The 23,227-nt window shown below is 53.4% G+C and carries 23 protein-coding genes; 12 read left to right on the top strand and 11 right to left on the bottom strand.

Annotation, left to right across the window (positions count from 1 at the left end):
* Nucleotides 1-78 precede the first annotated feature (78 nt).
* The 6 genes from PAT9B_RS20315 to PAT9B_RS20290 all read left to right on the top strand — a co-directional run bounded on the left by PAT9B_RS20315 (nt 79) and on the right by PAT9B_RS20290 (nt 7,706).
* Nucleotides 79-2,616: a type VI secretion system Vgr family protein gene (locus PAT9B_RS20315; protein WP_013511142.1), complete on the top strand. Its 2,538-nt coding sequence runs from the start codon at nt 79-81 to the stop codon at nt 2,614-2,616.
* Entirely contained in the window at nt 2,613-4,757 is a 2,145-nt protein-coding gene (locus PAT9B_RS20310; protein WP_013511141.1) for a DUF3274 domain-containing protein, read from the top strand. Before PAT9B_RS20315 ends, PAT9B_RS20310 begins: the two co-directional genes overlap by 4 nt.
* A 2-nt stretch (nt 4,758-4,759) precedes the next feature.
* Nucleotides 4,760-5,506, top strand: a complete 747-nt coding sequence (locus PAT9B_RS20305) for a hypothetical protein (RefSeq protein ID WP_013511140.1) — start codon at nt 4,760-4,762, stop codon at nt 5,504-5,506.
* A gap of 121 nt (nt 5,507-5,627) precedes the next feature.
* Nucleotides 5,628-5,999: a hypothetical protein gene (locus tag PAT9B_RS20300; RefSeq protein WP_223300494.1), complete on the top strand. Its 372-nt coding sequence runs from the start codon at nt 5,628-5,630 to the stop codon at nt 5,997-5,999.
* 54 nt (nt 6,000-6,053) lie between these two features.
* A complete protein-coding gene (locus PAT9B_RS20295) occupies nt 6,054-6,311 on the top strand; it encodes a PAAR domain-containing protein (protein WP_013511138.1) in 258 nt (85 codons plus the stop codon).
* A 3-nt stretch (nt 6,312-6,314) separates the two neighbouring features.
* Complete coding sequence (locus tag PAT9B_RS20290; RefSeq protein WP_013511137.1) at nt 6,315-7,706, top strand: hypothetical protein; 1,392 nt, start codon at nt 6,315-6,317, stop codon at nt 7,704-7,706.
* 7 nt (nt 7,707-7,713) lie between these two features.
* Here the strand turns inward: PAT9B_RS20290 and PAT9B_RS20285 are convergent, their stop codons facing one another.
* Complete coding sequence (locus PAT9B_RS20285; RefSeq protein ID WP_013511136.1) at nt 7,714-8,637, bottom strand: LysR family transcriptional regulator; 924 nt, start codon at nt 8,635-8,637, stop codon at nt 7,714-7,716.
* Between the two features lie 131 nt (nt 8,638-8,768).
* Here PAT9B_RS20285 and PAT9B_RS20280 point away from each other — a divergent pair, with 131 nt between their 5' ends.
* Nucleotides 8,769-9,602, top strand: a complete 834-nt coding sequence (locus PAT9B_RS20280; RefSeq protein WP_013511135.1) for an SDR family oxidoreductase — start codon at nt 8,769-8,771, stop codon at nt 9,600-9,602.
* 43 nt (nt 9,603-9,645) lie between these two features.
* On the opposite strand, the gene PAT9B_RS20275 is transcribed toward PAT9B_RS20280, so the two are convergent.
* The 6 genes from PAT9B_RS20275 to PAT9B_RS20250 form a co-directional block, all read right to left on the bottom strand.
* Nucleotides 9,646-10,917 carry an alanine racemase gene (locus PAT9B_RS20275; protein WP_013511134.1) on the bottom strand — a complete coding sequence of 424 codons (1,272 nt, stop codon included), beginning with the start codon at nt 10,915-10,917 and terminating at the stop codon, nt 9,646-9,648.
* An 11-nt stretch (nt 10,918-10,928) separates the two neighbouring features.
* Entirely contained in the window at nt 10,929-11,666 is a 738-nt protein-coding gene (locus tag PAT9B_RS20270; RefSeq protein ID WP_013511133.1) for an amino acid ABC transporter ATP-binding protein, read from the bottom strand.
* Complete coding sequence (locus PAT9B_RS20265) at nt 11,663-12,307, bottom strand: amino acid ABC transporter permease (RefSeq protein WP_013511132.1); 645 nt, start codon at nt 12,305-12,307, stop codon at nt 11,663-11,665. The genes PAT9B_RS20270 and PAT9B_RS20265 overlap by 4 nt, the downstream gene beginning before the upstream one ends.
* A complete protein-coding gene (locus tag PAT9B_RS20260; RefSeq protein ID WP_013511131.1) occupies nt 12,304-13,041 on the bottom strand; it encodes an amino acid ABC transporter permease in 738 nt (245 codons plus the stop codon). The genes PAT9B_RS20265 and PAT9B_RS20260 overlap by 4 nt, the downstream gene beginning before the upstream one ends.
* Before the next feature lie 49 nt (nt 13,042-13,090).
* Nucleotides 13,091-13,915: a transporter substrate-binding domain-containing protein gene (locus PAT9B_RS20255; RefSeq protein WP_013511130.1), complete on the bottom strand. Its 825-nt coding sequence runs from the start codon at nt 13,913-13,915 to the stop codon at nt 13,091-13,093.
* A gap of 109 nt (nt 13,916-14,024) precedes the next feature.
* Nucleotides 14,025-14,417, bottom strand: a complete 393-nt coding sequence (locus tag PAT9B_RS20250) for a RidA family protein (RefSeq protein WP_013511129.1) — start codon at nt 14,415-14,417, stop codon at nt 14,025-14,027.
* Nucleotides 14,418-14,811: 394 nt separating this feature from the next.
* Here PAT9B_RS20250 and PAT9B_RS20245 point away from each other — a divergent pair, with 394 nt between their 5' ends.
* Together PAT9B_RS20245 and PAT9B_RS20240 are read left to right on the top strand one after the other, a co-directional pair.
* Nucleotides 14,812-15,564 carry an IclR family transcriptional regulator gene (locus PAT9B_RS20245; protein ID WP_013511128.1) on the top strand — a complete coding sequence of 251 codons (753 nt, stop codon included), beginning with the start codon at nt 14,812-14,814 and terminating at the stop codon, nt 15,562-15,564.
* Nucleotides 15,565-15,685: 121 nt separating this feature from the next.
* Complete coding sequence (locus PAT9B_RS20240) at nt 15,686-16,792, top strand: ABC transporter substrate-binding protein (RefSeq protein ID WP_013511127.1); 1,107 nt, start codon at nt 15,686-15,688, stop codon at nt 16,790-16,792.
* A gap of 36 nt (nt 16,793-16,828) precedes the next feature.
* Here the strand turns inward: PAT9B_RS20240 and PAT9B_RS20235 are convergent, their stop codons facing one another.
* Entirely contained in the window at nt 16,829-17,692 is an 864-nt protein-coding gene (locus PAT9B_RS20235) for a DMT family transporter (RefSeq protein ID WP_013511126.1), read from the bottom strand.
* 120 nt (nt 17,693-17,812) lie between these two features.
* Between PAT9B_RS20235 and PAT9B_RS20230 the strand changes: the two genes are divergently transcribed.
* The 3 genes from PAT9B_RS20230 to PAT9B_RS31160 all read left to right on the top strand — a co-directional run bounded on the left by PAT9B_RS20230 (nt 17,813) and on the right by PAT9B_RS31160 (nt 19,790).
* Nucleotides 17,813-19,201: a PLP-dependent aminotransferase family protein gene (locus tag PAT9B_RS20230; RefSeq protein WP_013511125.1), complete on the top strand. Its 1,389-nt coding sequence runs from the start codon at nt 17,813-17,815 to the stop codon at nt 19,199-19,201.
* A gap of 204 nt (nt 19,202-19,405) precedes the next feature.
* Nucleotides 19,406-19,618 carry a cold shock domain-containing protein gene (locus PAT9B_RS20225; RefSeq protein ID WP_013511124.1) on the top strand — a complete coding sequence of 71 codons (213 nt, stop codon included), beginning with the start codon at nt 19,406-19,408 and terminating at the stop codon, nt 19,616-19,618.
* Nucleotide 19,619: 1 nt separating this feature from the next.
* The gene (locus tag PAT9B_RS31160) at nt 19,620-19,790 is read left to right on the top strand and encodes a cold-shock protein (RefSeq protein ID WP_150105841.1); all 171 of its coding nucleotides are present in this window, start codon (nt 19,620-19,622) and stop codon (nt 19,788-19,790) included.
* 89 nt (nt 19,791-19,879) lie between these two features.
* Here the strand turns inward: PAT9B_RS31160 and PAT9B_RS20220 are convergent, their stop codons facing one another.
* The 3 genes from PAT9B_RS20220 to PAT9B_RS20210 form a co-directional block, all read right to left on the bottom strand.
* A complete protein-coding gene (locus tag PAT9B_RS20220) occupies nt 19,880-20,977 on the bottom strand; it encodes an NADH:flavin oxidoreductase/NADH oxidase (RefSeq protein WP_013511123.1) in 1,098 nt (365 codons plus the stop codon).
* 83 nt (nt 20,978-21,060) lie between these two features.
* Nucleotides 21,061-21,813 carry a DNA-binding transcriptional regulator YciT gene (locus PAT9B_RS20215; RefSeq protein ID WP_041526027.1) on the bottom strand — a complete coding sequence of 251 codons (753 nt, stop codon included), beginning with the start codon at nt 21,811-21,813 and terminating at the stop codon, nt 21,061-21,063.
* A 78-nt stretch (nt 21,814-21,891) separates the two neighbouring features.
* Nucleotides 21,892-23,154 carry a DUF1479 domain-containing protein gene (locus PAT9B_RS20210; protein WP_013511121.1) on the bottom strand — a complete coding sequence of 421 codons (1,263 nt, stop codon included), beginning with the start codon at nt 23,152-23,154 and terminating at the stop codon, nt 21,892-21,894.
* Between the last annotated feature and the right edge of the window lie 73 nt (nt 23,155-23,227).

Raw genomic sequence — 23,227 nt, 5'->3', positions numbered from 1 at the left:
GCTGTTCACTAAATCACCGTTGTTGACTATTCTCTCCCGAAACTAAATGTTGTGAATCGACTTTCAGGGAGAGAAAGTATGTTGAATAACACAAATTTTCATGAGGATGTTCAGCTCAACACCCACAATCGCTACCATCTGAATTTAGAAAAATCAACGTGTTATGTTGACGTTGAGTCGTTTACCGGTGAGGAAGCGCTGAGTCAGCCCTGGCGCTATGTCATCCGCTTTACCTGCGAAGATCGTGACATTGCACCTGAGAGTCTGATGATGAAGAAAGCCTCATTCAGCATCGTCGGCTCTTCAGACGCTGGCTCAGGTTCTCCACCACCAGAGGGGCAACGGCTGGCACAGCGGGAGATGAATGGTGTTATTACCGCGATGTCCCGTTTGTCTGCCAGTCACGATGAAGCGTTATACGAAGTTGTTCTCGAATCCCCCCTTTCACTGCTTAGCCATACCCACCGTTACGCTATCTTCCAGCATGTCGCCGTACCCGAACTGATTGGCCGCGTGCTGAAATCCCATGGAATGGAAGGTCACGAAATGGATATGACGGGCCTGTGCTGGACCTACCCCGAGCGTGAAATGATTGTCCAGTGGGGAGAGACGGACTTGCAGTTCATGCTGCGGCTGCTGTCTGAAGTGGGGATCTGGTTTCGCTTTGAACCGCATAAAACGGCCAGCCATCTGACGGTAATGGTTTTTGGCGATATGCCATCGGGTTACGTGTTGGGGCATAAAATCAGGGCATTGCCGCAGGCCGGTATGGCGGGGGATTCTCTGACCCTGCGTGATATGACCAGCCATGCTGCGGTGGTGACGGCAGCAGTACATACACGTGATTACGACTACCGTATCCAGCGCCTTACCGCGCTGGAAGCTTCCGCTGATATGGCGAACCAAGCCGCGTTTACCTGTGGGCGGGATTACCACTATGCGGATATCCATCACGGCGAAGGTGACCGCTGGGCAAGCATGCAGGGGGGTGAGGCGGAAACCTCATGGTTTTATGCCCGCATTCGTCATGAGCGCCATTTGTGTCATCGCCTGCGACTGGCAGCAAGGACGGATGATCCTGCGCTGTTACCCGGTATGGTGTCAGAAATTATCGGGGATTGCCCTGATGCTTTTTCCGACGGCTGGCTGGTGGTGAGCCTGATCTGCCGTGGCTCACGCAGCAGCCCGTTCGAATCTGAACTGAGCGGAATGCCCTGGAGTGCGCGGGCCGCATATCGCCCGGAACGACGCCCTCGCCCTGTTATCGCCGGTACCGTTCCGGCGCGCATCTCCGGCCACCATATGAATGACACCTTAGCGCGCCCCGATCAGCAGGGGCGTTACCGGGTGAAATTCAGCTTCGATCTGGATGAGTGGGTGAAAGGGCAGGAGAGTATGCCGGTACGTCTGGCACGGATTTATGCGGGGGATCGTTTCGGCGTGCATTTCCCGTTACTGGACAATACCGAAGTTGCCATCGCATTCGAGGGGGGTGACCCCGAGCGTCCTTACATCGCGCACGTGCTGCATGATGTGACCAATCCTGATCTGGTGAATGAGCTCAACAGCACCCGCAACGTCATCCGCACCTATGGCAAAAACAAGCTACGAATGGAGGATAAGCAGGGCCATGAACATATCAAGCTGGCAACTGAATTTGGTAAAACGCAGCTGAATATCGGCCATCTGGTGGATGTCAAACGCCAGCCGCGCGGTGAGGGTGCCGAGTTGCGCACTGACCGTCATGCCGCCGTCAGAGCGGGAGAGGGTATCCTGCTGACCACCGCGGCACAACCCAATGTACAGGGTAATCAGCTGGAGATGGCAGAAACAATCCGCCATTTGGAACAGGCGCTCACGCTGGCGTATAGCCTGCAAGGGAGTGCGGCCAATGCCGGAGCCGATAGCGTGGAAACTGCGCCGCAGCAACAACTTCAGCAATCACTTTCCGAACTGAAAAAACCCGGCATTGTGGCCTGGGCCGATGCCGGGCTGGTGCAGGCCACGCCGGAAAGCCTGCAACTTTCCGCCGGGCAGGATGCGGTGATTACCGCCAGCAATAATGGCAGCGTGAATATCTTTAAAACCTTGTCGCTGGCGGCAGGTCAGGGCATCTCTGCATTTGTACGCCGCGTGGGGATCAAACTTATTGCCGCGTCGGGTCACATTAGCTTGCAGGCCCAACGGGGAAAACTCTCCGCGTTGTCCGAACAGGATATGCAGATCACCAGTGTGAATGGTGAGGTACAGATTAGCGCGAAAAAGGGGCTGTTTTTGCACTGCGGGGGTGGTGGTATTCGTATCCATCCTGGCGGCGGCGTAGAAATTTTCTCGCCAAAATACATTGAACAGAAATCGCCGACGCTCAGTTATCAGCCAGGCGAGATGGCGAAGATTGTTGATCCGGTGTTTGCGGCTAACTCTCTGGTGCGCAGGGTCAGGCTGTATCGTGATGGCGACCGCAAGCATCCGCTGCTGCATCAAATCTTTCGCGTAACCACTTCAGATGGCGGCATGATTGAGGGGAGCACGGATGCCAATGGTTGCTCGCCGTTACTGGATTTGGCGGAAACCGAACAGCTGGAAATTACGTTGGTAAGGGAGGCAAAACCATGAGCAAGGAAAAGCGGTCAGACAATGTTTTCAACAACCCGGTACTCGGGACTTGTATTGGTGTGGATCGTGAGACTGGCGGGGCGATGATCACACAGGATTTTGCGGCTGGCAGCCCGCTACCCTGCATCGTTATTCTGGTGCATGGCGTCAACGATATTGGTGAAGCCTACGAGACGCAGGAGCAGGGGATTGTCGCCGGGCTGAATACCCGGCTGGCCCGCACCGATATGCATCCCAATGAATGGGCGGAGATGTGCGGCTTAACCGACCTGAGCGGTGCCGCGCGACGTATTACCGCCAGCGATCGCTCGCCGGTGATCCCGTTTTACTGGGGATATCGTCCGGTGGATCGGGAAACCTATGACGCCGACCAGCAGCGTTATCGTGACGAGGTCAAAAAGCTCGGGCTGGAATCGGTGCTGCCATATGATGCTTTTCAGGAGAATGATCCGAAACGCCTGAAAAAACTCAACCCGGAAATGCGCGGCTTCTGCAACGATAACTACGGCAACGTGCTGAATCTTGCGGCGGCTAAAAATGGTGGCACCTTTGCCAATGCCACCACCTGTATCCCGGATATGCTCGGGCCGGGAGCCAACGGTGGCGCAATCTGGATGGCGGGAGTCTACAGCCGCAAGTTCAACGGCGGTGATTTTACGCACCCGATTTACGGCAATCCGCACCGGATTTATCAGTTCTTTGCGGCGCAGCGGCTGGCGGATTTGATTCTTGAAATCAGAAAAAATAAGGCAACTGAACTCGATACCATCAATATCGTGGCACACAGCCAGGGCACCCTTATCACCATGCTGGCGAACATGATTCTGAAGCAGAAGGCACCCCAATACACTGTTGCTGACTGCACCATCCTCTGCCACTCCCCTTATTCGCTGGAACCGCGTTTTCTGGAGAACCTGCTGCCGGGCCGCCAGCAGACCGCTAAAGCCCGTCAGGAAACGATGCGTAATTTCTGTCGGCTGATGGCTACCAACCCCAAATATGATCCGTCCGGGCGCTATCACCCGGACTTTGTGCAGGCGATGCTGAACGACGGCACGCTGGCGCGCAAACACCAGTGGCACAGCGATCCGCGCTATAGCCGCAACAATTATGGCCGGGTATATAACTATTTCTGCCCGGATGATGGCATTGTGTCGCTACAGAACGTGCAGGGGGTTGGCTGGCGCGGCATTCCCGATCAGGTTGCAACGGGGATGGAGAACCTTTACCAGCGGGCGTTTTGCCAGCACTACACCACCGGCGGCAACCCGACTCATCGTCCGTTTGAGAAGCCCGCCTGGCGGGAAGGGGACTTCCGTTATGACGGCCGGGCAACCAACGCCGCCTATCCGTACCACAGTGGCGTGACCCTCAATGCTGAAGCGCTGCCGCAGGTGTTTGAGCTGACCCTGATGGGCAGCAGTCATGACGGGGAGATGAAGTTTAAGACCGGGGTGGCAGGGGAGGATCGCTATATAGACTATTCCGCCCGTGCCCATGAGGGCGTGTGGCAGGTGAAGGAAAAACGTCCCCTGATACCGTTACACGACTATGGCATCCAGCCGGGGCATATTCTGACCGAAGCCGAACTGAGTGCGGTCAATGTTCATTACAAAACCCAATTCACCGGTGGCCGTATTATCGGTTCGCAGCAGCGGATGGAATATCTGCTGTTACGGAATAAAACCGACCAGGAAATTGATGAGATGGCGAAATATGGCGACCCGGTAAAACTCAGCCAGCATTCGGCCATTGTGATGGACCCGAACGTGCAGGAAAAAGCGGTGGCCTATGACCTGGCGATTGGTAACTGTATGGCGTTTGAGGATCCGGAGTTCTGGTTGCGGCTGCGGAAACTGGCCGACTGGCGGCATATGTATAATCCGGATGAGGATACCAGGTCATATTACAGTTCCGGTCAGCTGAATTTTTATAAGACTAAAAAATTCATGAACAAACCCGATGAAGTTTTGCCAGCCGGTGAATTCGGTGTTGTTAACGAATATTATCCTGGTTCTAAAATTTCTCCGGCACGCCACCCTGAGTTTCATCATAAAGAGGTTCCATTACCGCAATGGGATATGCCTGATCCCCTTAATTATTTAGAACTTCCCTCAATGGGTCACAAAATGGTGTTTTAGTCATGATGAAATATGTAAAAGGATTTACATCGACAGTACTGGTTATTGCTCTGTTCATGCTGGGGGGATGCCAAAGCCATTTATTGAAACCCCGACAGAAGCCAGTACAGGTGGTATACCGTTTTGACGATCACCGCTGGCTGGAATTACAGGGATTTAACTGTGAGGGCGCATTGTGGTTTGTGGACCAGAAACGAGGGATCAGGACAGAAGTGCATGACTGGGGTTATCGTATTTTTACTCGTTCTTATATTCATCCCTCAGAACGTTATATAGCCCTACCTGGCTGGGGCATGACCAGTGCAATGACTGTTTCTAAAGATTATGGCAGAACCTGGAAAACGTCCTCAATTAGAGGTGAAGAGGACAATGGTTCAAATGCACCCACTTACGATAATATCCAGTCCCTGACCGTGGTTAATGACCAGGGTTTTCTGCTGACCAAACAGGGACGCATTTATATGTCCTCCCTGCCTTTCGATGATCCGCGTCTGCAACCCGGCGGAACAGGCGTGGATTATGTTGTCGAGTTTAGAGGAAGAAAGATCCCCCATCATATCAACGCAATACAACCTGCTGAAGGCTTAGATACATCATTGTGGGGCAGGGAATATATCGATCCGCGTATTCTACATCGCATGACAAACCAGTATTACACCAACTTCCAGAACCTGCCCGACCGCATCCCGGAAGTCAAAAACTATCAGGGATGGACGCATATGAGATGCGACCTGAATGCCGGATTCTGATTACGGCTTAGAACGGTAGCGGCGCGATTTATCGCGCGGTGTTGGGCGCATAAAAAATAGCGCGATAAATCGCGCCGCTACTATTTAGATATTCCATATACGGTCACAAAATGGTGTTTTAATGATGCTGAAATATGTAAACGGAATTACATCTATGGTGCTGATTATTGCTTTGTTCATGCTGAGCGGATGCCAGGGGCGTATCTTCTATATGTCTTCGTTGCCCTTTGACGATCCGCGTCTGCAACCTGGCGGAACGGGTGTGGATTATGTTGTGGAGTTCAGAGGAAGAAAAATCCCCCACCATATCAACACAATAAAACCTGCTGAAGGCGAGGATACATCATTGTGGGGCCGGGACTATATCGACCCGCGTATTTCACATCGTCTGACAGACCAGTATTACGCCAACTTCCAGAACCTGCCCAACCGTATCCCCGAGGTCAAAAATTATCAAGGCTGGACGCATATGAAATGCGACCTGAATGCCTGACTCTGATTATTTATCCGGTAAACACAAAACAATAGACATTAAAGGATTAAGAAAATGATAAAAGGCGTTATCCGTCTCGGCGACAAATTATCGCACGGTGGTCAGGTTACTGAGGCCACGGGTGAAATGTTTGATGGCAAACCCGTGATGCTATTGGGCGACAGTGCGCGCTGTAACCTTCACGGTAAAACGAAAGCTGATGAAGGCCATCCAACCTGGACAATGCATGGGCGGAATGTGGTCACTGAGGAATACCAGGCTAAATGCGGCTGTTCGTTTATCTCTTCATTACCTGTCGCGGGAGCCCGTTAAGCCATGAATTTCTGGAAACCCCTCCCTGAGCCGAATTGGGCACATGATCTGTGTTTTTCGCCCCTGCTGATTGTTGTCGTCTCTGTTTCAGTCGGATTCTTTTTTGCGGTTTTCAATCTTACTTTTATGGATCTCACGATGCCTTTGGCGGAGAAGATTTGGTGGTTGCTGGTCATCCCCATCGTGGCTGGTGGACTGATTTGCACCATTATCTTGCTTATCCATAATATCAATCGGTTCTGGGGCAATATGATGCGTAAAAGCTATATAGAGAACCGTAACTGGTGGATGCACCACGCATCAAAGACGATCAGATTGGCTGAACATACTTCACTTTTTCCGGTAGAAGATGCCGCATTAAAAATGGTGAGATTAGACGGTGAAATGCCGCCCGTGAAAGACTTTCCCCGCAAGCTCAATATTGGCATCGATGAAGATACGGGTTTCACTCGCACGCAACAGGTGTTAACCCGGCTGCTGGAGCAGATCGCGATGGCTGCGCTTAACCAGCCAGAGGTATGGCTATACATCCGCAACGCGGATGAAAACATTCAGCAAGATGCCAGCACTATATTAAAAAAGTTTCTACGCGCGCCAACTGTCCATCTGCTGACAGAATTACCCCAGCGGTCAATGCTGGAAGAATGGATCATGACGTATTTTAACGGTTGCCGCTTACTGATTATCATGGAATTGCATGCTAATAATGACGAGACATTTTGTGAATATGCCACTGCACTGCTTTTTACCCATGACCGCGTACTAGCAGACAGCCATATGCCGGTCTGGTGTTTTCGCGGTCTGGATTGTAAGCCACATCAGCTTGAACAATATCTGAACATTTTATTCGCAGCGAAACAGGTGGCACCGGGGAATTTACGCCATGTTTGGACCGGAAATATGCAGGGAGAAGGTTTGCATCTGTTGGTGGATGCCTGCAGTGAAACATTAACGGACCAACAAGCCAGTCATTGGCACAGCTTGTCGCTCGCTGAAACCTGGACGCCAGGCTATCAATGGCTGATGGTGGAATGGGCTGCCAGAGCCATCCGCCATGGACTACGTGGACAGTTGCTCGCCACACAAAGCGGGGGAGAGCCGCAGATCAATCTGGCGATGATGTGTGGGGGGGCTGTTACGCAACGCCACGATGATGAAGATCATCTATTGCCCATTATCAATGGGATGCTGAAGGTCATTATTTTAATTTTTCTTGCAGGTAGTGAAATCACATTGCTGATTGCCTCTGCATTTCAGGGGCAGAAAGATGCCGTTATCTTTTACTTTTTAGCGGGTATGGGTGGCATGATTTTACTTGCCATGGGCGTTATTACCTGTGGTGTTTATATCGCTCGCCGTCACCGGGAATTAATTGTTAATTATTACCAGCATTAATCTCGGGTCATGGCTGCCTGCGTGGCTTCTCCACCACCGTACTCCTGCGGCGTAACGTTTGTAGTAACACCTGAAATGCTGGAGAAAGCAGGCGGCGGCTGGGGTAATAAATATGATATCCGGCAAAGGGGGCGCACCACTCAGCCAGTACCCGCACCAGCTTGCCCTCCTCAAGTTGGGCCTCCACCATATCTTCCATCACCATAGCCAGGCCCACCCCAGCTTCCGCCGCTTTCAGTGCCGCGACGATGTTGTTAACAATAAATTGCCCATCAACGCGAACGTTAAGTTCGCGTTCCCCCTGACTAAATTCCCAGGCATAAATGCCGCCAGAACTGGGCAGGCGGATATTGATGCAGGTGTGATGTGGTAATTCGTGGGGCGACTTGGGGATGGGGTGTTTGGCGAAATAGTCGGGTGTGCCCACGACCGCCATACGCAAGTCAGGGCCGATGCGTGCGGCGATCATATCCAGCTCCACCCGTTCACCCAGGCGAATACCGGCATCAAAGCGTTCACTGACGATATCCGTTAACGCGGAATCCAGCGATAACTCGATGTTAATATCGGGGTAAGTATGCAGCACCTCACGGATAGCGGGCCAGATAAGGGTATCTGCGGCATGTTGGCCCGCGGTGATCCGTACCGTGCCAGCGGGTTTATCTCGAAATTGACTCAGCGCCTGCAAGCGATGGTCGATATCGCTTAACGCCGGGCGCAGGGTATTCACCAGTTGTTCACCGGCTTCGGTAACAGCCACATTTCGGGTGTTACGGATCAACAGACGTACCCCCAGCCTTTCTTCCAGACGGCGTACCGTCTGGCTCAACGCAGGCTGTGAGGTGGAGAGCCTGGCGGCAGCGCGCGTGAAACTTTTTTCCTCAGCCACCACCAAAAAAGCGGCCAGATCACCCAGCTCATCTCGCAGCATTGATAAATCTCAGATATAAGTTCATTAACTATTAAGCATCTTATCACCTGAATCTGCCACGTATACACTTTCGCTCATTGATTGAACCGCTGGTCGGGCAATCACCCAATGCAAATGATGGTGAGGTCAAAATGACAAAAGATATCGTGGTAATTATTGGTGCTGGTGGCATTGGTCAGGCGATTGCTCGCCGCCAGGGATTTGGCAAAACATTACTGCTGGCCGACTTCAATACGCAGACTCTGCAACAGGCGGCAGAACAACTTAGTGCGGCGGGTTACAGCGTTGAAACCCAGAATGTTGATGTGACGTCGCGTGAGTCGGTTGAAAAGCTGGCGGCCCGCGCGTCCTCACTCGGCAGTGTTATGCAGGTTATTAATACCGCAGGTCTGTCGCCCAATATGGCCCCGGTAGATAAAGTGCTGGAGGTGGATCTCTATGGTGCTGCGCTGGTGTTTGAGGTGTTTGAAACGGTGATCGCCCCTGGTGGGGCCGGGTTGATTATTTCCAGTATGGCAGGGCATATGATGCCTGCGCTGGCAGCAGAACAGGAGCATGCATTAGCTTTTACACCTGTCGAGGCGTTGCTGGATCTACCCTTCCTGCAACCAGATGCCATCCCGAATACGTTGGTGGCTTATATGATGGCAAAACGCGCCAACCATTTGCGTGTGCAGGCGTCTGCTATCAGTTGGGGGGAGAAAGGCGCACGCGTGAACTCCATCAGCCCTGGGGTGGTGGTGACACCGCTGGCGCAACATGAACTCAACTCTGCAATTGGTGACATTTATCGCGCGATGATTAATGCCTCTCCGGTAAAACGCATGGCACCACCGGAGGAAATTGCCATCGCTGCTGCTTTCCTGCTGGGACCGGATGCCGGGTTCGTCACCGGGAGTGATCTGTTGATGGATGGCGGCGTGATTGCGGCGATGCGTGCTGGGAAGCTGCAAACGCCGGGGTGATGCTATTCAGTTCGTAGCGGCACGTAACCCGCGCCGCTACGCATCAGAATGCTGTTTCCAGTGAATCTGTGACGCAATAATCATCATCCACCAGCGGCAGATAACGCCATTTATCAAAGGCGGTGCAGGGGTGTGAAATGCCACAACCTATCCAGTCACCGGGCTTCAGCGCATCATCTTCCGGCAACAACAAATACGCATGTTGATCATTTACTTCGCTGATACGCATGCCGTGGGCCGTGCGGGGCGCACTGCCATCAACATTACGCACCCACAGAGGATTCGGCAGATCCTGGTCAAAGGGCACATCGCGGCGACCGAAATCAACAAACGCCAGGCCGGGTTCTGGGCGTGATAACACGCGTCCCCAGATCTCCAGCGCGGCTTCAAAATGATGGTTCGCCCCGGGCTGGGCGAACGGCGTGATGCGGGCATACAATCCGTTATCGTGTGCCATATAGGCACCCGAGCGAATCAGCGGTGTGACGGGCAGCGGCAGTCGGGCTGCGGTAAAACAGGCGCTGACCACGTCAAACCACGCACCGCCACCGGCGCTGAGAATGATGTTGTCACTGCTAAAAAGCTGCTTCCCGGCCAGCAGCGCAGCGGTGGCGATCAGCATTTGACAATAATCGTGCACTTTAGCGATACCCGCGCTATCACGCCCCGCTCCCAGCGCGCCTTCATAGCCGGCCACACCGACCAGTTGCAGGGCAGGACAAGCTGCAATCGCGGTGGCAATCTCCAGCGCGTCAGAGGGTGAGCGGCAACCGGTGCGTCCGCCACTGATCGACATCTCCAGCAGCACGGCGATGCGGCTGTCACCCAGGTGTTGCTCCAGCAAACGGACACCCTGCAATGAGTCGACATAACAAACAAAGCCGTGATCGGGATGCTGCCGTTGCCACTCGCCAATCCAGCGGATGCCTGCGGGATCGACCAGTTGATTGGCGAGAAAGACGTTACGAATGCCGAACTGACGCAACGCGCGAACCTGCGCAGGCGTTGCGGCGCTTAATCCCCAGGCTCCGCCTTCAGTGATAGCGCGGCGCAGAATCGCCGGAGACATGGAAGTCTTACCGTGTGCCGCCAGCATCACCCCCTGTTCACGGCAAAAGTCCGCCAACTGACGCAGATTATTCTCCAGCGCCGATTGCTTCATCAGCATCAGCGGGGAAAACACCTGATCGCTGGCAAGTACCGGGGTGCCAGCCGGTAGCGTTGTATCGCCATAACCTGCCACAGATTTAAAGCGTGGCGCGGGTTGTTGCGCATCCAGCAGACCGTCCGCCACCAGCGGAAAATGAATCGACATAGTGCCTCCGATCAATGCTCAAGCACGCGGGATAAAAATTGTTGGGTACGGGGATTCTGCGGATGCACAAAAATTTGTTCCGGCGATCCCTGTTCCGCAATCACACCCTGGTCCATAAACACCACACGATCGGCGGTTTTACGCGCAAAACCCATCTCGTGGGTGACCACCACCATCGTCATGCCTTCGCGCGCCAGGCTGCGCATTACCTCCATCACTTCCCCGACCAACTCGGGATCGAGCGCGGACGTGGCTTCATCAAAGAACATAATTTTCGGTTCCACTGCCAGCGCGCGCGCAATCGCTACGCGCTGTTGCTGTCCACCGGAGAGCTGTGCCGGATAATAATGGGCACGTTCAGCCAGACCAACACGCGTCAGCGCCGCCATGCCACGTTTATTGGCTTCAGCTTCGGACAATTTTTGCGCTTTGATCAACGCCAGCGTCACGTTACCCAGCGCGGTTTTGTGGGGGAACAGGTTGAACTGCTGGAACACCATACCAACATGGCCACATATCTCGCGGCTACGTTTGTTGTCGTGCAATGGCACATTATTAACCCAGATTTCACCACCGTCGGCGGTTTCCAGCCCGCTCATAATGCGTAACACCGTGCTTTTGCCGGAACCGGATGCGCCAATCAGCACCAGCACTTCGCCGGGCGACACATCAAGGCTGATTTCTTTCAGCACCTGAGTGCTGCCAAACGATTTGGTGATACGGCTCAGTGTAATGGCGGAATTGCTCATGATAACTGGCTCCTGGTTTGATGATGTTGAACCCAACGGGAAAGCGGAAAGCAGACAACGAAGTACAGCACGGCCACCAGACCATAAATCACCACCGGCTGGCCGATGCGATCGACAATCGCCTGGCCCTGGTGCATCAGTTCTGACATGCCGATCATGCTGACGATCGAGGTGTCCTTAATCAGGGAGAGATACTGCCCCACCAGCGGTGGCAGCACGATGCCGCGCGTCTGTGGCAGGATGACGCTGAGAAAGGTCTGGCGTTTCGACAGGCCAAGAATCCACGACACCTCCCATTGCCCTTTGGGTACCGCTTCAATCCCGGCACGAAACACCTCGGCGATATACGCGCCCTGATAGATACTCAGCCCAAGAATACCGGCGGCAAACAGATTGATTTCATATCCAAAATAGGCGACACCAAAGTAGATAAACATCAGGGTGATCAACACCGGTGTGCCACGAAACAGCTCGGTGTAGAGCACGGCAATCTGCCGGGCGACGGGCAGGCGGCTGGTGCGCAAAACGGCAGCGAGCAGGCCGAGCAGGGTGCTGCCAGCAATCGCGGCAACGGAGAGTAGCAGGGTGATACCCAGCCCCTTCAGTAGCAGCGGCAACGAGCTGATGATCAAATCACTCATAGCGCATTCTCCGGTTTGATAGGTCTAGTCAGCCATTTTTTTGCCCACCACCAGGCGGACTTTTTTACCGTTGTTACCAGCGGCGGATGAAACATACGCCGTCCCGCCAGGCTGCCGAGCCAGGAAAACAGATTACTCAGCAGCAGATACACCAGAGCTACCACGCTGAAGGTCTGGATATACAGCAGGGTACGGGCGTTGATCACCGTAGCGGTGCCAGTCAGTTCCGGCAGCGCAATCGCCGACAGCAACGAAGTACCCAGCAACAGCTGTATTAAATTGTTGATAATGGCAGGCCACACCGCGCGCGCCGCCTGGGGTAACACCACGCTCAGAAACACCTGGCGGCGAGGAATACCCAAAATCCACGCGGCTTCCAACTGGCCTTTGGGCACCGACTGAATACCGGCACGGAAGGTCTCCGACAGATAGGCACCGACGTTAATCCCCAGCGCCAGCACGCCAGCGGTAAAGGCGCTCATGGTGATGCCGAGCGAAGGCAGACCGAAAAAGATGATGAAGATTTGCAGCAACACCGGCGTATTGCGGATAAATTCAACATAGCAGTGACTCAGCCAGCGTAGCGGAGCGAGCGCGGCTGCTTTCGCCAGCGCGGCCAGCAGGCCAAGCGTCACCGCCAGCACGAAAGCGAGAAGGGTGACCTGTAGCGTCAGCCAGGCGGCGGCCAAAAAGGTCTCGCCATAATTCCACAGGGTTAGCCATTGATAACTCATGGATGGACTCCTTCTTGCGGCGTAGCAAGTTTTGCTACGCCGCGTGCGATCAGAATTGCGGGTTCAGCGGATAACGAGGCTTATCACCAAACCATTTTTGATACAGCGTGGCATTCTCACCGGAAGCGTTGATCTCAAACAGGAACTCGTTCAGGTAGTTAAGCCACACCTGGTCACCCTGTTTCACGCCAAAGGCGTTGTACTCCAGTGGCACCAGGGCTTCATTGGTGACGGTGAGCGTTGGATCGAGCTTGGCCTGGTATGCAAGGAAGTTGTTATCCTCGATCATCGCATCAGCCTGACCCTGTTTCACCGCCAGAATGGCAGCCTGTGAGGAGTCGTACTCCTGGATTTTCACGTCGATGCCCATGCTGCGCACCTCGTCACCATTGGTCGAACCTTTCACCGTGGCAATGGTTTTACCGGCCATATCATGCGCCGACTTGATGCCGCTCTCTTTGCGTACCAGCATCGCTTCACTCGCCACCACATACGGGTTGGTGAAGCCGATTTCTTTGGCGCGCTCCAGGTTGCGTGTGAAGTTACAGAACACCACATCCACTTTATTGGTTTGCAGGTTAGGGATGCGATTGGCGCTGGTGGTGTTGACCATCTCCAGTTTGACACCCATCTCTTTCGCCAGCGCTTTCGCTAAATCAACGTCATAACCATCGGGATTGCCATCTTTATCGTAAAAGCCAAAGGGTGCGAAACTCAGGCAATCACCCACGCGCAACGTGCCGCGTTGCAATACGGTTTGCAGCGCAGATTGTGGTGCAGCGCCCGCGTCTTTTTTCTCTTCCGTGGGGGTACAACCGCTAACGGCCAGCATGACCAGCGCACCAGCGATGATTTTTAACGAAGTTGCATTCATTGTTTTGCTCGCTTATTTAATGGAGACGACATGAAAAGCATCAGTTATTAACGCACTGCCCTGGTGAGGGCGGATAAATAAAAAACCGTTTATTTTTAGAGTGTGAAGGTTATTTCCGATCGGCCCGGAAGCATTTCATATCCACTTCCACTTTGCAGTCGACCACTAAATCCTGCACGCTACAAATACGTGCTGGTGGATTACCAGAGAATATCTCGCTGAAAACTTTATTAAATGAACTGAAGTAACGTGCGTCGGTTAACACTGCTGTGACGTGTACCACATCCTCCACCCTATAACCCGCCTCACGCATAATGGTCAGGCAGTTATCAAACGCCAGGCGAGTCTGTTCAATGATACCGCCTTCCACCACTTCGCCTTCGCGCATCGGTGTCTGACCCGAGATATATAACCAGCCATCGGCCTCAACAGCCCGTGCGAACGGTAGTTTTTGCCCACCGGTGCCGGTGCCGCCTTCAATGCCATAACGTTTGATCGTCATGCAACGCTGCTCCTGTTTGAACGGATAATGATACCTGATGGCTGTCTGGTATATCGGACTGCTATCTGCAATATCGGATAGGGCAAGATTTGCACAGGATTTTTGCTTTTGCAATATGTGGTCAGGGATTTAATTTTTTGTGATGTTGTCGCGATCGCAAAATAAAAAAGCAATGAAGAAATTTTATGAATGGAAATGTGACCATTCTCGTGATTTAAAAAAATAACCGAAAAGTTGTGCGCTAAAATGAGGCACCAAAATAGAACAGGAAAATATAGCGCCAGCCAATAAAATTTTAATTAACGGGGATGGGTTAACGGTGACGCTGGGTGTATGATGCTTTTCTTTTTTACTGTCTGGCGCGACCGCCCGACTGCATCAGGAGAATTTGCTTATGCCGGACGAAAAGCCATCGCGTGCGCGCGGCGTTGACCGGGTTATCGACATTTTTCGCCAGTTGCATATCGCTCGTCAGCCCATGGCGATGCGTGATTTGATCGACGCCACCGGCGCGCCACGTTCCAGTGTGTATGAATTAGTCAGCCTGCTGAGTGAAGCCGGGCTGGTGGAACTGGATGCTGACGGCGCGGTGTTCTTTGGTCGAGAAATGCACTATTACGGTGCGGACTACATGGCGCATAATGACCTCATCCGCCGTGCTCATCAGTTAATGGTTGAGATAGTTGCCCGGCATGGCGAGACGGTGCAGCTGTGTATGCTGGAAGGCAACAAGTACACCGTGGTGTTGTCAGAAAGTAACGCCCATCCATTCAAAATCACCTCTGATATCGGTGTGCGGGTGCCCATTACCTGGACCGCCACTGGCCGTTTGCTGCTCAGCAACTGGTCTGACAGCGCGATTCTCGATCTGATCCCCGAAGAAGATTACCGTCTGGCGAATGGGCAAATCCTCGACAAACAGGCATTCCTGGAAGATATCCATCGTGCCGGACATCTGGGTTATTGCCTGACGGAAGGATTATCCGAGAGCTTTACCTGTTGTATGGCCGCGCCGATTCGTTCGCGTAATGGTCAGGCGGTGGCGGCGATCTGTTTTATGGTGAGTCGTGATACGCCAGAGGATCGGCGTCAGATGTTGTTGAAAGAATTGATCGTGGCCGGGCAAAAATTATCGGATTTCACCTGAATCCGCTGCATTTTCCGCATACTCCAACACAACTCATTGATGTGAAGTTTATTTTTTGCCTCTTAAGGTTGTGTTAAGGTTATTGATAATAATAACTATTCTTTTTATCACGGAGTTTGCGATGAAAACGCGCCTGTTACTGGCTATGGGGTTGTTGGCTTCAACGGCGGCTTGCGCCACCACTTATCCACTCAGCGTCACAGATATGGATGGTCATACCCAGACCATCAACAAGGAACCGCAACATATTATTTTGCAGGATGGCCGTGATGTCCTGACGCTGGCGTTACTGGATCGTGACGACCCGTTCAAACGCGTGGTCGCCTGGAATAACCTGCCGAAAAAACAAGACACCCAAACCTGGGACATGCTGAAAGGCCGCTGGCCGGAAGCGACAAAAATCGTCGATATGGGCTTTAACGACCAGGGGCAGGTCAACCTGGAAAGTGTCCTGGCGCAAAAACCGGATTTGATGATTGCCCAGCTGCGTGCCAAACCGGCACTGAAACAATCAGGTGTCCTGGATACGCTGAACAACCTGCATATTCCGGTGGTGTTTGTCGATTATGAACTGCATCCGGCGCAGAATACCGCCCCCAGCGTTACTTTGTTGGGCAAAGTGCTGAATCGCGAAACGGAAGCTAAAGCCTACACCGATTTCTATCAACAGCATATGCAGAAAATGACGCAGGTCATTGATAAAATTAAAAATAAACCCACCGTATTTATTGAGCCGATCGCTGGAAACAGCGATAACTGCTGCTTTACTCATGGTCACAACGGCTGGGGTGGCTTGGTTGAAGCGGTGGGTGGCAAAAATATCGGCTCCGCGTTGCTGCCGGGGAATTCAGGTTTCGTTGCGCTGGAGAAAATCATCGCCATGAAACCGGATGTTTACATCATGACCGGCTCCAAACGTCCGAACACGAACGTGCTGCCGTTTGGTTATGGGGTTGAGCCGAAAGATGTCGGTGTCACCTTCCAGAAACTGTTGAGCCGCACCGGTCTGGCGCAGATCGAGCCGGTGAAACAAGGGCGTGTTTACGGGGTTTACCACCATTTCTATAACCATCCGTACAATATCGTCGGCATGGAGATTTTGGCGAAAGATCTCTACCCGCAGCAGTTTAGCGATCTCAACCCGACCGCAGATTTCCACACCATCATTAAAGACTTCACCAAACTGCCGGATGATGCGATTACCCTGAGTTATCCGCAAAACCAATAGCCGATAACTGGCGGCGCGATGTATCGCGCCGCTGCGTCAGGATGCATACCGTTTTGCGCCAAATACACACATAATGGTGCCACTCGCCACTGCCAGCATCGCCCAGCTGACTGATTCGTGTAACAGTAACGCTGCCAGTGCAAAACCCATAAACGGTTGTATCAGTTGCAGTTGTCCTACCGCCGCAATGCCCCCTTTTGCCAGCCCGTGATACCAGAAGATAAAACCAATCAGCATGCTAAATATCGATACGTAAGCAAAGCCCAACCACGCAGAGATGGCAATGCCGCTAAAGGTGGTGGGGGCGGTGAACATCGCGATGGGCAGCATCACCGGAGCGGAAAGCAGCAACGCCCAACTGATCACCTGCCAACCTCCGAGCCGCCGCGATAACTTCGCCCCTTCGGCATAACCCAGTCCGCAGAGAATGATGGCCGCGATCATCAACGCATCACCCGCCATCATGTCGCCTGCGGTGCCGCCCAGGGCATAGCCAGCAATAATGGCGCTGCCGGCGATGGAGAATACCCAGAATATCGGACGGGGCCGCTCACCACCGCGCAGTACGGCAAAGATCGCGGTCGACATTGGCAACAGGCCAAGAAATACAATTGAGCGCGCAGAGGAGATATGCTGAACCGCCCATGCGGTCAACAGTGGAAAACCGACCACCACACCCAACGCCGTGATCGCCAACGCGAGAAGGTCCGTCGAGGCTGGGCGTTTCTGACGTAGCACGACCAACAACGTGCCACCTAACAGCGCTGCAATGGTGGCACGTGCGCAGGTCAGAAATATCGGATCGAATCCGCCGATAGCGGCGCGCGTGGCAGGCAGCGATCCGGCAAAAATCATCACCCCGATAAAGCCACTGACCCAGCCGTTTAATGCAATTTTCATATTTTCTCCTCCCTTAATATTACGCAGTTAATCACTGATTTCCCGGATGAGACCAGATACAATCCAGTACGGTTTTAAGAAACTGTACTGGTCTGTTGGGCAGTACAGCAGGGAGAATCCATGACGTTGCGTAATAAAACCCGTATCGAACAATTGATGGACGATATCCGTCAGCAGATCGCGGCCAGGGCCTTAACGCCGGGCAGTCGCCTGCCTTCCGTGCGTGCTCGTGCGCAAGCTGCCGGGGTGTCCGTCTCGACGGTGGTGGAAGCCTATGATCGGCTGGAAGCGGAAAGCGTCATTGTTTCGCGCCCCGGCGCGGGCTTCTTCGTCTCCGGGCCGATTGCCCCGCTTGATCTCGCGCAGCTGGCACCGAGCGTGGAACGCGATATTGATCCGTTATGGATTACGCGTCAGGCGCTGGATGCCGCACCCGATATGCCGAAGCCAGGATGTGGCTGGATGCCACCCGAGTGGATGTATGAAGAAGGCATCCGGCGTGCGCTGAGAAAAGCGGCACGCAGCGAAAGCGCGCTGTTGACTGACTATGCGGTTCCTGCGGGAAGCCCGGAACTGCGCCAATTACTGACCCGACGTCTGGCAGCCTATGGCCTTTCAGCCACGCCTGACCAACTGTTGCTGACGGACTCCGGGACGCACTCCATCGATCTGATCTGCCGTTTTCTGCTGGAACCAGGCGATACCGTGCTGGTGGATGATCCCTGCTATTTCAACTTTCATGCCTTGCTCAGGGCGCAGCGCGTTAATGTCGTCGGCATTCCGTGGACCGTGCAGGGGCCGGATTTGGCGGCGTTTCAGCAGGCGTTAACCTTGCATGCCCCCCGGCTGTATATCACCAACTCGGGGATTCATAATCCCACGGGCGGCACGCTTTCCCCGGCCACCGCACATCGTTTGTTAAAGATCGCCGAAAACTCGGATCTGGTGATTGTCGAAGACGATATTTTTGCCGACCTTGAGACGCACACCGCACCGCGTCTGGCAGCGTTGGATGGTTTTGCGCGTGTGATGGTGATTGGCAGCTTCTCGAAAACAGTATCCGCGTCGGTGCGTTGCGGTTATATTGCGGCCAAACCGACCTGGGTGGAAAAACTTACCGATGTGAAAATTGCCACGGGTTTCAGTAGCGGCAGGCTGGCAGCTGACCTGTTGCTGAACGTACTCAAAGATAGCGGCTATCGACGCCATCTGGAGACGATCAAGCAGCGACTTGCCGATAATCGGCAACAAGTCATGCAGCGACTCGGGGAGCTGGGTATTCGACCGTGGTTGGTACCACAAAGCGGGCTGTTTTTATGGTGCGAACTGCCGCAAGGATTCGATGCTGCTGACATTTCTCGTGCCTGCCTGCGGCAAGGAGTGGTGCTGGCACCTGGCAACACCTTTAGCCAGTCAGGCATGTGCGATCGGTTTTTGCGCTTCAACGTATCGCAATCCATGGATGAGCGGATTTATACCGTGCTGCGTGATGTTATGCATACCCATTAATATTTATCTTGCATATGATATTTATACGTGCGTTAATGCGCCGTCGGTCTGATTAGCAGACAGTATCAAAGTTGGTTCCCATAGTATTTCTCATCCAGTTTAGTGCCGTATTCCAGCCTTTCTCTTTGAGTTTTATCCCAAGATCTGATTCGTTGCTGCAACTCAGCCTCTATCGCCGTAAGGCTCATTGAAAAGGTATATATTATGTCTAATAAAATCCGTGGAACGGTTAAGTGGTTCAATTCAGAGAAAGGTTTCGGTTTTATCTCTCCTGAAAATGGTAGCAAGGACGTATTCGTTCATTACTCCGCTATCCAGGGTACAGATTACCGTTCACTTGACGAAGGTCAACGTGTTGAATTTTCAGTTGAAGATGGTCAGAAAGGCCCTTCAGCAGTCAATGTGGTAGGTCTTTAAAATTACGTCAGTAGCAAACCGTTTGAGATGTCCACATTGCCAGAGTTCTCAATACAGAACCTCTGCATATGACATCAGCAGTAAGAATCCTCATGGCGCAAAATGCATTTTCTGCAAATCAGTTATGGTCGCATTAACCGCGCCATTGCCTTATCAGAAAGTCGCAGCTTAAATTATTAAAGCGCTGCATTCAGTAGGTTTTAATGACTGACGCTTTTATTAAAGCACTGCTCAGGCAGTGCTTTTTTTATTTCCGCCCGCTTAGCGTGATTTAATGCTGCCTTTCACCCCATGCGGTTCCGAACGCAGATATTGCGGGGGTACATGTACGCTGGCACCCAATTCGGCTGCGGCATGCCACGGCCAGCGCGGGTCATACAGGATGCCGCGCGCCAGAGCCACCAGATCGGCGTCGCCATCCTGTAACAGGTCTTCCGCCATGCGCGGTTCGGTGATCAGCCCGACGGCGATCACCGGCATACGGGTCACTTTGCGCAGCTCTCGGGCAAACGGCACCTGATAACCCGCCGACACGGTGATTTTCTGTTGTGCCGACAGGCCGCCACTGGAAACATGTACATAGGCCGATCCCAGCGCTTCAATTTTCTGACAGAATTCAGCAGATTGTGCCACATCCCAGCCACCCTCGACCCAATCGGTGGCGGAAATCCTGACACCGACGGCCACGTGAGCAGGTACGGCGGCGCGCACCGCCTCCAACACTTCCAGCGGGAAGCGCATGCGATTTTCCAGGCTGCCGCCGTATTCATCATCACGCTGGTTGGCAAGCGGTGACAGGAACTGGTGCAGCAAATAACCGTGAGCGGCATGCAGTTCAATCAGTTCAAAACCAATGCGTACCGCGCGCAGGGCGCTGGCGACAAAGGATTGTTTAATACGCTCAAGGTCAGCATGGGTAAGGGGAGTGGGTGGGTGCTCACCTTCATGCATCGGGATAGCGGAAGGCGCGACAGTTTGCCAGCCTTGTTGTGCCTGCGGAATTTGTGTACCGCCCTGCCACGGCGCGAAGGTTGAAGCTTTACGCCCGGCATGGCCCAACTGGATACCGAGGCGAATGTCGGCGTACTGACGAATATCGTTCACTACAGTCTGTAACGCCTGTTCCGTTGTGTCATCCCACAACCCCAGATCCTGCGGTGAAATACGTCCCTGCGCTTCGACGGCAGTCGCTTCGACGATCAGTAACCCCGCCCCTGAAAACGCCAGTTGCCCCAGGTGGATGCGATGCCATGCGGTGGCACAACCTTCCTGTGCCGAGTATTGGCACATCGGGGCAATGACAATGCGGTTATCCAGTTCAAGTGAACCCAGTTTGACGGGACTAAACAATTTGCTCATGTGTTGATCCTGGTGTTAGGCCAAAGGAGGACATCATGCGCTTATCCCTGAGCCGGGCAACGATCAATTTGTGCGTTGCTACGCTACACAGGTTGTGCCACCAGTTCTAACCGCACCCCGGCTTCAGACAAGGTTTCACGCGCGGCGGTGGGAATGCCATCATCGGTAATCACCGCGTCAAACGGGTGTTCCGGTGAACTGGGGTAGGGATGGATCACACCGAACTTGGATGAGTCAGTGATGGCAATGGTGTAGGTGTGCTTTGCCATCACCGCATTGATCACATCACAGCGCATCATATCCCGGCCGGTAAAACCGGTTTCCGCATGCCAGCCATCCACGCCAAGGAACGCTTTATGGAAATTGATGTGCTGGATACAGAAGCGGGTCAACGAACCCACTACCGACTCGCTGCTTTTCTGGTACTGGCCGCCGAGGATAATCACCTCACATTGCGAGTCACGCAGTACCTGAGCGATGTAGTGACTGACGGTAATGATGGTCAAATCTTTGCGGTTTGCCAGACAGCGCGCCAGCAGGGCATTGGTGCTACCGCCTTCGATGAAAATGGCTTCACCGTCATTGACTAACGCAGCGGCGCGCTCAGCGATGGCCTGTTTGATTTTGTAACGGGTGCGCATGCGCGAACCCACATCATCGCTGTCGGGCGCAACGGCAGAACCGTGGATGCGGCGCAGGAAATTTTCGCGCTCCAGCGCGTTGAGGTCCTGACGGATGGTCACTTCGGAAACGCCGGTTAACTGCGAAAGTTCGTTAACAGAGACGCTGCCTCTTTCGTTCACCAGCTGGATAATCTGTTCGTGTCGGCTATTCATCGCATCAGGCTTAGGCACGGTTGGGATAATCTCGGCAGTGTAACAGAAACCCGCCCGGCAGCACCGGGCGGATCGCGATCAGGCTAATCCCAGGCTACGTCTGCCGATGGCATTCAGGTCTGCGGTGGTGAAGCGCTCCTGCCAGTCCCGCTCATAATCTTCGCGTGGGAAATCAGGCGGGGAGATGCCGAAGTCGAGCGCATTGGCGACTTTTTCGGCATAGCGCAGATTCTTATCGCACAACGGGGCGGCGGGAATATACATCACATTTCCCCAGCCCTGCTGGTCTTCAACCGGTGCTACGGCGTGGATCACATCGCAGTGCCACCAGACCGAATCTCCGGCCTGTAACGGCGGAATGGAACACAAACCTGCGATCAAATCCGGATGCCAACGCTCAGAGATCGGCAACACCTTGCCAGGGGCAACGCCGCACAGTTCATCTTCCGGAACATCGCTCAACAATGGACGTAACAACACATACGCCATTGCTTCCGGTACGGGTACCACATGCAACAAACCCTGACCGGCCTCCATATCCGACAGTGCCGTCCAGCCCTGGAAAGTGCGGAACGCCGAACATTTGGTGGTGTTCGCCACATCATATTCGTTGACGTCAGTACGGTGGGCGGCGTCCCAAGGATCGTAGTCCGCAAATTGATTATTGAAGATTTTGCTGAATACCTGCTGATAGGCGGGCAGCAACCAGCGCTCCAGCGCGCCGGAATCGGTATGAGCACCCAGCCCTTTCGAGGTGGTGCCGGGCAGACGGCGGCGGATGCGATCGGGATAGATGATGCTGACGTCCGGATCAAACCAGTTAATGCCGCCACTGTTAAATTTCCACAACCGGTTCAGGAACGATTGCGTCAGCGCGATCCCTTCACTTTGCCGGGCTTCCATTTGCGATTTTGACCAGTAAATAGGATAAATTTCCGGTCTTGACGCTTCCAGGCTGCCAAAGAAAGTGTCACCCGGACCACGATACTGACGATCAAAATCGTTCAGCTCAAGATAATCGAGCATGGCTTTATCCCACGCCAGCGCCTGCTCACGGGCAAAGTTTTGCTTCACCACCACGCAACCGCGCCGCTTAATAAAATCGATTTGTTCCTGAGTGACGTTTTTTTCAGCGATATCCCGCCAGCTCACCACCGGCCAAGCGGTGCCACGCTGTGCTTCATCTTCCTTCGCTTGCGCAATCGCCTGATTGATTTTGGCTTTCACTTGAAGGAATAAACCTTCGACATCGCCAATTTGTTTTCTGAGTTGTTGTTTCATCAGGCGGATTTTCGCCTTGTGATCTTCTGGGAGGGTTACCGAAGTAAAAGGAATGTTCATAGCAACTCCTGGTCCGGGTACGAGGTTTCGAATGAATTAGTTTTAACTTTCATTCGTAATATGCAGCGAAAAT

Source organism: Pantoea sp. At-9b, assembly GCF_000175935.2.
Taxonomy (GTDB): Bacteria; Pseudomonadota; Gammaproteobacteria; order Enterobacterales; family Enterobacteriaceae; genus Pantoea.
The sequence above is the reverse complement of the archived record's forward strand: the minus strand, read 5'-3'. Positions and strand labels throughout refer to the sequence as shown.